This window comes from Arcobacter sp. F155, from assembly GCF_004116455.1.
Classification (GTDB): domain Bacteria; phylum Campylobacterota; class Campylobacteria; order Campylobacterales; family Arcobacteraceae; genus Halarcobacter.
Window position 1 is genome coordinate 23,257 of sequence record NZ_PDJU01000012.1, and the last position, 12,088, is coordinate 35,344.

Consider the following 12,088-nt stretch of genomic DNA (forward strand, 5'->3'; position numbering starts at 1 on the left):
ATGAAAAATTTAAGTATTAAAATCAAGCTAATACTTATCTTTGTATTTATAAAGATAATACCTTTATTGTTGATTTCATATTTAGCTTATACTGGTGTAATGCAAATTGATAAGTATATAAAAAATAGTACAGATTATCTTTTTAAAGAGAGTGAGAACATTATCAATCAAACTGCAAAGTTATCAATTGATGATAGTATTAAATATTTAGATAAAAAATCACAACTATCTTTAGAAAGGCTATCCCACCAAATAGCAAATAATGTAGCTCAGTTTTTATATCAAAGGGATGAAGATTTACTTTTTTTATCTAAAATGGATATAAATCAAAAACTTTTAAATAAGTTTTATAACTCAAAAGAGAAAGATATTATTCTACATAAAGATTATATCTATGATGAAAATACAAATAAGTGGGTACTAAAAAATACTCCTATAGAAGAAAAAATAGATACAACAAGAACAATCTTAGATGAAAACAAAAGAGAGTTTAATTTTACAGAACCACAAAAGTTAATAAAAAAGAAAATACCTTTATATAAAGAGATAACTTACTTCAATTTAAAGGGGAAAGAGCTTTACAAAATCTCTTCTATTGATGAAACTTTAAAGGATATTTCAAAAAAGAGAAACACCTATATCAAAGCAGAAGACTATTTTGATAAGGTTAAGAAGCTAAAAAAAGATGAAATTTATGTCTCTAATGTAATTGGAGAATATATTGGTTCTAAAGTTATTGGTGAATATACAAAAGTTAAAACAGATAGATTAAATTTAGAGTTTGACCCTAAAAATTCTGCTTATGCTGGAAAAGAAAATCCTGTAGGTAAAAAATTTGAGGGAATTATCAGATTTGTTACTCCAGTATTTAAAAATAATAGAAAAGTAGGCTTTGTATCTTTAGCTTTAGACCATAAGCATATTATGCAGTTTACCGATACTATTAATCCTGCAGGTAAAAATTTAAATAAAGATATTATTGATGCAGCTTCAGGGAACTATGCATTTATGTGGGATAACAAAGGAAAAAATATTTCTCATGTAAGAGATTACTTTATCTCTGGATATGATAAAAATACAGGTGAAGAAGCTATGCCTTGGATAAGTCAAAGTTTAGCTTTAAAATATAAAGATTCTGGTTTAAAAATAAATGAGTTTTTAGAAAACTATCCTACTTTTCATGAGCAGTCATTAGATAAAAAACCAAATTTAGAGCAAGTATTAAAGGATGGAAACTTAGGACTTGATTGTAGATATTTAAACTTTGCTCCACAGTGTCATGGTTGGATGGAAGTAACTAAAAATGGTGGTTATGGTTCATTTATTATTTATTGGAGTAATGTTTGGAAACTAACAACAGCAGCAACTATTCCTTATTATACAGGGCAATATGCTAACTCAAAAAGAGGTTTTGGTTTTGTAACCATTGGTGCAAATGTTGATGAGTTCCATGCTGCTGCTAATGAAACTAAAAAGAGTGTAACTAAAATCTTAAATCAGCAAAAAGAGAGTATGAAAGAGGTTGTAAATCAAAATGGTTTTGAAATACATAAATTTATTTTGATGTTAATAAATGAACTTTCAATAGTTACTATAATTATGGTTTTAATCGTTATCCTGATTGCTTTATGGTTATCTTCATATATTAGTAAAAAAATAGAGAGACTTCTTATTGGAACAAATAAGTTTGCAAAAAATGAGTTAGACTATAGAATTGAAATTACAACAAATGATGAAATAGGAAAACTTGAAAAATCCTTTAATAATATGGCATCAAAAATTCAAGAGCAAATTCAAAAAGAGAAAATCTTAAATGCTAATTTAGGAAAAAGAGTAGAACAAGAGGTTCTAAAACAAAGAAAACAAGAAGAGCTTTTAATTCAACAATCAAAAAATGCTGCAATGGGAGAGATGATTTCAAATATTGCTCATCAATGGAGACAACCTTTAAATGCGCTTTCTTTAGTAATTCAAAATATAAAATTCTCTTTTTATGGTGGGAATTTAAATGAAGAGAATATAGAAAAATCAGTAAATAAAGCAACTATGCTAACAAATAATATGTCTAAAACAATAGATGATTTTAGAGACTTTTTTAAACCCAATAAAATTAAAGTTGAGTTCTCTTTAGAAAAAAGTATTCAAAAGGTTATTACTTTAGTAGAAGCAAGTTTTAGTAGTAGTGATATTAATATAATAAAAGATTTCCCAGACTATAGAATAAATATTTATGGTTATGAAAATGAACTTTCTCAAGCACTTTTAAATATTGTTAACAATGCAAAAGATGCTTTAATAGAAAATAGTATTAAAGATAGTTTTATAAAAATAGCTTTCTTTGAAGAAAACTCTTTAATCGTGATTGAAATCACAGATAATGCAGAAGGAATAAAACAGAAAAATCAAGCTAAGATTTTTGAACCATATTTTACTACAAAAGAAGAGGGTAAAGGAACAGGAATTGGCCTTTATATGACTAAGACTATTATTGAAAAGAATATGGAAGGAAAACTTTATTTAAAAGAGAGTTCTAAAGAGGGAACAACATTTAGAATTGAGTTTAAAAAAGCCTAGTCTTATATACAAAGTAATTATTAAAATATAAGATGATAATATCATATTAAAATTTTAGGGAAAAAAGATGTTAAATAGTTTTATAGCAAAAGAAGGGCAAACAAAAGTATTATATTTATTTATAGCCTTTTTTATATTTTTAGTTTTAGATTGTGAGTTTTTTACATTTATCTTTTTTGTATTAACTATTGGTTTTGCATATATTTATAGAAATAAAAAGCTACAAAAAGATTATGATATCTCAGATATCTTATCACCTGTTTCTGGTAGAATTTCATCTATAGATAAAACTGCTACAAAAACTTTAGTTTATATTGATGTTTCTTTATGTGATAATCATATTTTAAGAGCGCCTAAAAATGGTAACTTTGTAGTTGAACATAAAAAGGGTCTACATACACTTCTTGACTCTTTAAAAGCAAAAAAACTTAATGAAAAGGCTACTTTAACTTACTCAGATATGAAAGTAGAATTAACTTCTTCTTTATATGGAACAGATATTACTCTTAACTCAACTGAAGCACTTATGGGTGATAAGTTAGGAGTGTTTTTACATGGACAAGTAGTAGTAGAAATTGACCAGTCAAAAGAACTGTTAATATCTCTTGATAAAAAAGTAGAAGCTGGTAAAACAGTTATAGCAAGGGCAAAATAGCCCTTGACAAAAAAATAATAAAAGATTATAATAACCATAATTTTAAAGGAGAGTAAATGAAAATATTTGATTTTTATAAAAACCATTTCATAAAAAGTGTTAACACTCTTCTGCTTCTTAAAAACTTCCTCTAATATATAACATATTACAAAATAATAATCCCACGTTTTAGTTTTTCTTTTTTAAATAAAAAAAGATATAATATTGTACATTTTTAAAGGTTACACACTATGGATAAGAATAAAATTATAGTTTTTGATACTACATTAAGAGATGGAGAACAATCTCCTGGTTGTTCAATGAACACAGAAGAGAAAATCAAAGTTGCATTACAGTTAGAAAAGTTAGGTGTAGATGTAATTGAAGCAGGTTTTGCTGCAGCAAGCCCAGGGGATTTTGATGCAGTTTCTAGAATTGCAGAGCAAGTTGTTAACTCTTCAATCTGTTCTTTAAGTAGAGCAGTTGAAAACGATATTAAACAAGCTGGTTTAGCAGTACAAAGAGCTCCTTTACATAGAATTCACACATTTATTGCTACTTCACCAATTCACATGAAATATAAGTTAAAAATGAGTGAAGAAGAAGTTATTAAAAGAGCAGTTCATGCAGTAGAGTATGCAAAAACATTTGTTGATGATGTTGAGTTTTCATTAGAAGATGCAGGAAGATCAGAAATTCCATTTATGAAAGAAGTTATGGATGCAGTTATTGCTGCTGGTGCTTCAACTATTAACTTACCAGATACAGTTGGATATAGATTACCAACAGAGTTAGGTGCGATGGTTAAAGAGTTATCTGATTTTGCAGGTGATAGAGCAAGAATCTCAGTTCATAACCACAATGACTTAGGATTAGCAACAGCAAATACTTTAGCAGCAGTACAAAATGGTGCTAGACAAATTGAAGTTACAATCAATGGTTTAGGTGAAAGAGCAGGAAACTCAGCGTTAGAAGAAGCTGTAATGGCTATTAAAACTAGAAAAGATGCATTTGGTGATTTATATACAGGAATTAATACTCCTGAAATCTATGCTACATCAAGATTAGTTGCAACTATTACAGGTGTTGAACCACAACAAAACAAATCAATTGTTGGTAAAAATGCCTTTGCTCATGAAAGTGGTATTCACCAAGATGGTGTATTAAAACACCAAGAGACATATGAAATTATGAGACCTGAAGATGTAGGTGTTATTAAAGACTCTACATTAATCTTAGGTAAACACTCAGGGCGTGCAGCATTTAGAGATAAAATCAACCAGTTAGGATTTGATAAAGTAAGTGATGAAGAGTTAAACTCTGCATTTGAAAAATTCAAAGTATTAGCTGACAAGAAAAAAGATGTTACTGATGATGATGTAAGAATGTTAATTACAGATGAGTCATTAAACCAAGACAAAACTTTTGAGTTAGTTGGATTACAGATTTCTGACTGTTCAAATGGTGTTCCAACAGCAGCAGTTTCTATTAAACACAATGATGAGGTATTAACTGATGCAAATATTGGAAATGGAACAATGGACGCAATCTTTAAAACAATAGATAGACTTACAGGGTACAATGGAGAGTTACAAAGCTATAATGTAACTTCTGTAACAGAAGGTAAAGATGCTTTAGCAAAAGTTACTACAAGAGTAGTTTTCGATGAAAACTCACCATCATTTGTAGGACATGGTTTAAGTGTTGATACAATGCTTGCAACTGCAAATGCATATGTAAGTGCATTAAACTCTTATCTTTCTCAAAAACAAAGATTATCTAAAAACAATACTCACCAAGTATAATTCTTAAAACAAGGTAGCCAAGGGCTATCTTGTAACTTAACTCTTCCTAAACTTTCAAAAAAAGAAGTTTTAAAATTACTTTTTTCAGCAAAAAATTTGAATAATCATATTAAAATAAATACTAAAGGTTATATTAAATTTATGTGAAAGAGAGAGTGTATGACACAATTGAGCTTCTTTTTAAAGCTGTTGAAAGAGTCGTTTAGGGATTTAGTTCCTATTATTGTTGTAATTTTATTTTTCCAACTTGCAATTATTCAAGCTGTTCCTGAAGGCTGGGTTAGTACTGCAATTGGTTTAGGTATTGTTGGTATTGGTTTAGCAATTTTCTTACAAGGTTTGGAAATTGGTATTTTCCCCGTTGGAGAAGGTTTAGCTAGAGACTTTGCAAAACATGGAACAATGCTGTGGGTTCTATTTTTTGCTTTTCTAATTGGTTTTGGTACAACAATTGCCGAACCAGCCTTAGCTGTTATTGCTGATAAAGCTGCTTCTATTTCAAGTGGACGTATTGATGCTACTATTCTTAGACTTGTAGTTGCAGGGTCTGTTGGTTTTGCTATTTTCTTAGGTGTATTTAGAATCTACAAGGGACACCCAATTCATTATTATATAATTGTTGGGTATATTTTAGTTGTATCTGTAACTTTCTTTGCTCCAAAAGAGATTATTGGTTTAGCCTATGACTTAGGTGGAGTTACAACTTCTACTGTTACAGTACCTCTAGTTGCTGCACTTGGTATTGGACTTGCTACTACAATCAAAGGAAGAAACCCTGTTATTGATGGTTTTGGGCTTATTGCCTTTGCATCTTTAACACCAATGATCTTTGTACAAGTTTATGGTATTGCTGTTTATAACTTAGTTGATGTATCTGAAGTTGTTAATGTAACTAAAGTTGCCGTTGAAGCAAAAGTATCTACTGCTGCTACAATTAGTTTTGATAGTTTATTAACAGGTATTTTCAATGTTGTAAAAGATGTTGCTCCTATTTTATTGATTATTCTATTCTTTCAATATGCTGTATTAAAGAAAAGAATTGACAATTTAAAAACTGTACTACTTGGGTTTTTACTTGTTATCTTAGGACTTGATGCATTTATTGTTGGTCTTGAAATGGGGTTATTTACTCTTGGTGAGACTATGGCTTATCAACTTACAAAATCTGATTCGGTGATGATGATTTATGCATTTGCTTTTGCAATTGGTTTTTCTACAACTATGGCAGAACCTGCACTTATGGCAATTGCTAAAAAAGCAAAAGATATCTCAGATGGTAAGATAAATGACTTTGCATTAAGAGTTTTTGTTGCCTTTGGTGTTGCAGTTGGTATTGCTTTAGGTGCATTTAGAATTGTAGATGGTGGGCATATTCACTACTATATCATCTTTGGATATATCTTAGTTATTATTTTAACTTCTATTGCTCCAAAGTATATTATTCCTATAGCTTATGACTCTGGTGGGGTTACAACTTCAACTGTTACAGTTCCACTAGTTGCTGCACTTGGTATTGGTCTTGCAACTAATATAGAAGGAAGAAGTCCACTTATTGATGGTTTTGGACTTATTGCCTTTGCTTCACTTTTTCCAATGATTACAGTTATGCTTTATGGTATTATCATTGAAAAACTTGGTGTTAAATCTGATACTGAGATTGAAGCTGCAAATATCTTAAAAGATGCTCTTATTGATGCAGAAAATATGGATTTAGCAACTGTAAATATTGATGGAAGTGATAGAAGACACTCTTTACCAATGGATTTCTCAGCAGTTGTTATTATTGTTCCAAAAGATAAAAAAATTGATGCAATTCAAGCTGCAAATAAAGCAGGGGCACCAGGTGTTACTGTATTAAGAGCAGATGGAATTGGTCTTGGGCAAATTGATAACTACTATAGAACATCATTTGAAGCAAATGATGCATTATTACTATTTTTATTACCTCAAAGTTTAGTAAATCCAGTTATTAAATCTATTATTCATTCTTTACATATTACAACAACAGGAAAAGGTATTGCTTTTGCTTTCCCATTAACACATATGAAAGGGATTAGTTTAAGTAGACATGATATTTTTGTAAATAGAAAAGACCATAAAAACCCTGAAAATGATGTAGAAAAACTGATAAAAGAGGAAGAAGAAAAAGTTTTAGAAAAAATTCATGAGCACAAAAAAGTAGCAAATGAAGAATCTAAATAGTTTAGAAGAGATTAAAAGTATTATAAGTACACAAGACGCTGTACTTATATACTTCTCAGGACAAAACTGTTCTGTATGTACTGCACTAAAACCTAAAATAGAACAACAAGTTAATCTACACTTACCTAAAATCAAAATTTATGAAGTAAAAGCAGATATCTATAAAGAGATAGCAAGCAATTTTTCGGTATTTTCTATACCAACTATCTTGGTATTTTTTGATTCAAAAGAGTTTAAGAGAGAAGGACGAAACATCTCTGTTTTAAACTTCATAGAGGAGTTAAAAAGACCATACAATTTATTTATGGAATAAGAAAAATGAAAAGAACACTTTTAATATTTTTATTAGTATTTATTGCAATGCAGTTTATACAAACTGAAAAAGTAAATAGTGAAACAAACCCTGAGTTAGAAATGAAAACTCCACCTGAGATAACAACTATTTTCAAATCTGCTTGTTATGACTGCCATACAAACTCTACAACTTGGCCTTGGTACTCTTATGTTGCTCCTTTTTCTTGGATAATTGATTCTCATGTTACAAATGGAAGAAAAGCATTAAACTTCTCAATTTGGGAAACATATAGTGAAGAGAAAAAAGAAGAAAAAATGAAAGCTATCTTTAGAACAGCATATGCTTCTATGCCATTAGCTTCATATATAAAAGCACATGATGATGCAAATTTAACAAGAGAGCAAAGAACATTTATTAGAGAATGGACTGGAGTGAAAAAATAGTTTGAGAGAAGAAGTTCAAGCCTTATTAGACGAGAAGAAAACTCTACTTACAATTACGTATTTTAAACTTCAACAACTTTTTGAAAAGAAGTATGGAGAAAATACTGTAGTACTTATGGAAATAGGTACTTTCTTTGAAGTTTATGAAGTTAATAATGATGAAGAACAAATAGGAAAAGCTAAAGAGATAGCAGAACTATTAAATATTCAATTAACTAGAAAAAATAAATCTATTTTAGAAAACTCAAAAGAAAACCCAATCATGGCAGGTGTTCCTGCTATATCACTAGAAAAACATCTTGCTAGAATTATTGCTGAACAAAAATACACAGTAGTAATTATAAGACAAAAAGGTGTTCCTCCAAAGGTAAGTAGATATCTTGATACAGTAGTAAGCCCTGGTACAAACTTTGATTTTGTAATTGACCAAGATGAAAACAATATCACTTCACTTGTAGTTGACCAAATAAAAGGTATCTATCTTGTAGGTTATTCAGCTATTGATGTAACTACAGGAAAGTGTTACTACAATGAAGTACATGGTACTAGTGAAGATAAGTTTTATGCTTTAGATGAAGTATTTAACTATATGAATATGCACCGTACAAATGAAGTTGTTGTAACTTTTGCAGATAAAAATATAAATCAAAAAGAAGTAATTGATTATCTTGAGTTAAAACTAAAGACTTTTCATATTGGAACATTTATTCCAAAGATTAATTATCAAAATGAACTATTTAAAAATGTATTTGATGTGGAATCACTACTTACAGCAATAGAACATCTTGATATGGAAAGAGTTCCTCTTAGTTCTCAAAGTTTAGCAATACTTATTGATTTTGTTATAGGACATGATTCAAATATTGTTCAAAAGCTTTCACTTCCAATTAAACTTGATGTTTCAAAATATATTTACTTAGGAAATAATGCTTTAGAGCAATTAAATATTATAGAAACTTCTCATAATCCAAGTTTGATAAAACTTATAAACAATACTTCAACAGCAATGGGAAAAAGACTTTTAAAAGAGAGACTAACTCACCCTGTAAAAGATAGCAAAGAGTTGTTAAGAAGGTTTGCTCTTTCAAAAGAGCTTTTTGATTATCATGGACCTATTGAAAATGAATTAGCAAATATCTATGATATAGAAAGACTTACAAGAAGAATAAAGCTTGCAAGGCTTCATCCTTTTGAATTAAACTATTTATATGATTCTCTTCTTAGTATAAAAGAAGTAGTAGCTTTTATGGAGAACTATAAGTTTATAACTCCGCCTTGTTCTTTAGCACAACTTCAAATGTTTATAGATTCTATTGAATCAACTTTTGATTTAGCTATTTCTGGAAAGTATATGCTTAAAGATGTTGAATCAAATATGGTTTGTGATGGAATAAACCATGAAATAGATGAACTAAACAGACAAAATGAAGTTTTATATTCAAAATTAGAATTGATAAAAGAGCATATTTTAAATCTATTAAATGCAAAAGACTCAAACTTTGTAAGTATCAATAGACTTGATAAAGAAGGTTTCTTTTTAGGCTTAACTAAAAATAGATATAACTTAGTAAAAGAAGACCTGTTAAACTCACATATTATCATTGAAGATGATTTACTTCTTTTCAAAGACTTTAACTATAAAGTGCAAACTACTTCTGTAAAAATCTCTTGCAAACTTACAGATGAAATCTCAGATAAGTATGTACATAATCTAAGAAAAATCATTGAGCTAAATAAACTTGTATTTAAAGAAAAACTAAATGAGTTTGAAAAGAAGTTTGCAACACTACTTGAAGAGTTAGTTCAGTTTATTGCTGAGGTTGATTTAACAGTTTCAAATATCAAAACAGCAAAAAAATACAACTATGTTTGTCCAAAGATAGTAAAAACTAAAGATGATGAAAACTTCTTAGAGCTTATTGATTTAAGACATCCAATTATTGAAGCAAATGAAGAGCAGGGGATTTATGTACCAAATGATATTATCTTAGGGGAATTATCCCTTGCTAAAGATGAGTTCAAAGATAATGTGATAATCAAAAACTCAAATCCTGTAAATATGTTTGATAATAAAATGCATGGTATTTTACTTTATGGAATAAACTCTTCTGGTAAATCTTCACTTATGAAATCAATTGGTATTGCTGTTATTTTAGCTCAAGCAGGTTTTTATGTGCCTGCTAAATCAATGAGATTTTCAATTTTTGATTCAGTATTTACAAGAATTAGTGGAGCTGATAATATAGCTAAGGGACTTTCTTCTTTTGCAGTTGAAATGCTTGAACTTAAAAATATTTTCAATCGTGCTTCAAAAAGATCATTAATCTTAGGAGATGAAATCTCTCATAGTACAGAGACAATGAGTGGTTTATCTATTGTTGCAAGTGCTATTTTAAAACTAGCAAAACTAGAATCAATCTTTGTTTTTGCAACACACTTACATCAATTACCAGAGATAAAAGAGATAGAAAAGCTTAAAAATATAATTTCACTTCACTTATCCGTAATGTATCAAGATGAAGAAGATAAATTAATCTTTGATAGAAAACTAAAACATGGAAGTGGTTCTTCTATGTATGGTTTAGAGTATGCAAAATCACTTCATATGGATAGAGAGTTCTTAAGTGTTGCAAATGATATTAGAAAGCGATTAACGGACGATTATGATAAGGTTGAAAGGCTTACTCAAAAGAAGACTTCAAAATACAACAAAGATGTTTTTGCTTCATCTTGTGTTATTTGTGGAAGAGCTTGTGATGATGTACACCATATCAAAGAACAAGCAAGAGCAAATAAAGATGGCTTCATAGGTCATGTAAATCAAAATCATAAATATAACTTAATACCTCTTTGTAAACTACATCATAAGATGGTACATGAAGGAAAAGTAAATATAAATGGTTTTGTAGCTACAAGTAAAGGTTTAGAGCTTCATTATACTATGACAGAAGAGCAAGAGTAAAGTTAAAACTTTACTCTTATATCCAGTAGTTTGGATAAACTCTTTTTTTATGTAAATTATTATAAAAAACTCCAACTAGAATTACTATAATAGCTCCTAAAGCTGTTGGTAAAAATAGAAACTCCCAAGATGAACCCATGATAAATACAATAACAGGATTAGAACCAGCTGGCGGGTGAACTGTTCTTGTTAATAGCATCACTGCAATAGCAGAAGCTAAAGCAAGAGCTAAACTCCACCAATAATCACCAACAAAATGTAAAAAGAATAATCCCATAAATGTAGATATCACATGCCCAAAAAAGATATTTCTTGGTTGTGAAAAGGGACTATCACTAAATCCAAATAGTAAAACACAAGTTGCTCCAAATGAACCCATAATAAAGATATTTTCATAACTATCAGTAAGATAGGCAACAATCGATATTGCAATAAATGCACCAATAAAAGCAAAGGCAACGTCAATAGTTTTTACTTTTGGTGGAAGTTCTGCTTTATTTCCTTTTATTTTTTTTATGTAACTCATAAATTCTCCTTAATCAAACAAACGATTGTTTGGTAAAATAAGCAAAAAAAATTAAACCTTAGATAATAGGTTTTTTCCTACTTCTAAAAGTTTAATTTTGTCATTTGTAAGGTTAAACATAATAATTGCACCTTGTAAAGTACAAATATATTCATATGCTAACTTTTCAGACTCTTTTTTAAAATACTTCTCTTCAAGTACTTTAGCAATACACTCTTCCCAAGTTTTAAAATACTCAACAATGATAGCTTTATATTCTTCATTTTGACTAGAAACTTCAGTTGCTAAATTTGCTAATAAACAACCTCCCGTACTATTTAAAAAGTATTCATCTGTCTTTTTAACTATCTTTTCTAACTTTTCTTTTGTTGAAAGTGTTTCATCTTTTATTGAAAAAATATTTTTATCAAAGTATTCACTTATATATTTAAGTGCTTCAAGTCCTATCTCATCTTTATTCTTAAAATGATGATAGATACTTCCTTTTATTAATCCACATTCATCTGCAATATTTGCCATAGAAGTATGACTAAAGCCTTGTGTTTTAAAAAGGTTTATTGCTTTGTTTAATATCTCTTCTTTAGATGTTTTTTTTATTGCCATATTTTTCCCAAACGATGGTTTGATAAAATTGTATCACTTTTTTA

General features: G+C 29.1%; 9 protein-coding genes. 7 read left to right on the forward strand and 2 right to left on the reverse strand.

From position 1 onward, the window contains the following. The 7 genes from CRV03_RS11965 to CRV03_RS11995 all read left to right on the forward strand — a co-directional run bounded on the left by CRV03_RS11965 (nucleotide 1) and on the right by CRV03_RS11995 (nucleotide 10,915). Nucleotides 1-2,574 (forward strand): HAMP domain-containing sensor histidine kinase, encoded by a 2,574-nt coding sequence (locus CRV03_RS11965; RefSeq protein ID WP_129085383.1) that lies wholly within the window; start codon nucleotides 1-3, stop codon nucleotides 2,572-2,574. A 67-nt stretch (nucleotides 2,575-2,641) separates the two neighbouring features. Next, the gene (locus CRV03_RS11970; RefSeq protein ID WP_129085384.1) at nucleotides 2,642-3,229 is read left to right on the forward strand and encodes a hypothetical protein; all 588 of its coding nucleotides are present in this window, start codon (nucleotides 2,642-2,644) and stop codon (nucleotides 3,227-3,229) included. A gap of 230 nt (nucleotides 3,230-3,459) precedes the next feature. Further along, entirely contained in the window at nucleotides 3,460-5,013 is a 1,554-nt protein-coding gene (locus CRV03_RS11975) for a 2-isopropylmalate synthase (protein ID WP_129085385.1), read from the forward strand. A 159-nt stretch (nucleotides 5,014-5,172) separates the two neighbouring features. Then, nucleotides 5,173-7,215 (forward strand): DUF1538 domain-containing protein, encoded by a 2,043-nt coding sequence (locus CRV03_RS11980; protein ID WP_129085386.1) that lies wholly within the window; start codon nucleotides 5,173-5,175, stop codon nucleotides 7,213-7,215. Then, nucleotides 7,199-7,528 carry a co-chaperone YbbN gene (locus CRV03_RS11985; RefSeq protein WP_129085387.1) on the forward strand — a complete coding sequence of 110 codons (330 nt, stop codon included), beginning with the start codon at nucleotides 7,199-7,201 and terminating at the stop codon, nucleotides 7,526-7,528. Before CRV03_RS11980 ends, CRV03_RS11985 begins: the two co-directional genes overlap by 17 nt. A 5-nt stretch (nucleotides 7,529-7,533) precedes the next feature. Further along, the gene (locus CRV03_RS11990) at nucleotides 7,534-7,953 is read left to right on the forward strand and encodes a heme-binding domain-containing protein (RefSeq protein WP_129085388.1); all 420 of its coding nucleotides are present in this window, start codon (nucleotides 7,534-7,536) and stop codon (nucleotides 7,951-7,953) included. 1 nt (nucleotide 7,954) lies between these two features. Further along, nucleotides 7,955-10,915, forward strand: a complete 2,961-nt coding sequence (locus tag CRV03_RS11995) for a DNA mismatch repair protein (protein WP_129085389.1) — start codon at nucleotides 7,955-7,957, stop codon at nucleotides 10,913-10,915. Nucleotides 10,916-10,931: 16 nt separating this feature from the next. Here the strand turns inward: CRV03_RS11995 and CRV03_RS12000 are convergent, their stop codons facing one another. Continuing rightward, nucleotides 10,932-11,441 (reverse strand): HPP family protein, encoded by a 510-nt coding sequence (locus tag CRV03_RS12000; RefSeq protein WP_129085390.1) that lies wholly within the window; start codon nucleotides 11,439-11,441, stop codon nucleotides 10,932-10,934. 51 nt (nucleotides 11,442-11,492) lie between these two features. Further along, nucleotides 11,493-12,044, reverse strand: a complete 552-nt coding sequence (locus tag CRV03_RS12005) for a TetR/AcrR family transcriptional regulator (protein ID WP_129085391.1) — start codon at nucleotides 12,042-12,044, stop codon at nucleotides 11,493-11,495. Between the last annotated feature and the right edge of the window lie 44 nt (nucleotides 12,045-12,088).

Coding starts and splice junctions, on each gene's coding strand:
- CRV03_RS11965 (WP_129085383.1), top strand. CDS start 1: ATGAAAAATTTAAGTATTAAAATCAAGCTAATACTTATCTTTGTATTT.
- CRV03_RS11970 (WP_129085384.1), top strand. CDS start 2,642: ATGTTAAATAGTTTTATAGCAAAAGAAGGGCAAACAAAAGTATTATAT.
- CRV03_RS11975 (WP_129085385.1), top strand. CDS start 3,460: ATGGATAAGAATAAAATTATAGTTTTTGATACTACATTAAGAGATGGA.
- CRV03_RS11980 (WP_129085386.1), top strand. CDS start 5,173: ATGACACAATTGAGCTTCTTTTTAAAGCTGTTGAAAGAGTCGTTTAGG.
- CRV03_RS11985 (WP_129085387.1), top strand. CDS start 7,199: ATGAAGAATCTAAATAGTTTAGAAGAGATTAAAAGTATTATAAGTACA.
- CRV03_RS11990 (WP_129085388.1), top strand. CDS start 7,534: ATGAAAAGAACACTTTTAATATTTTTATTAGTATTTATTGCAATGCAG.
- CRV03_RS12000 (WP_129085390.1), bottom strand. CDS start 11,441: ATGAGTTACATAAAAAAAATAAAAGGAAATAAAGCAGAACTTCCACCA.
- CRV03_RS12005 (WP_129085391.1), bottom strand. CDS start 12,044: ATGGCAATAAAAAAAACATCTAAAGAAGAGATATTAAACAAAGCAATA.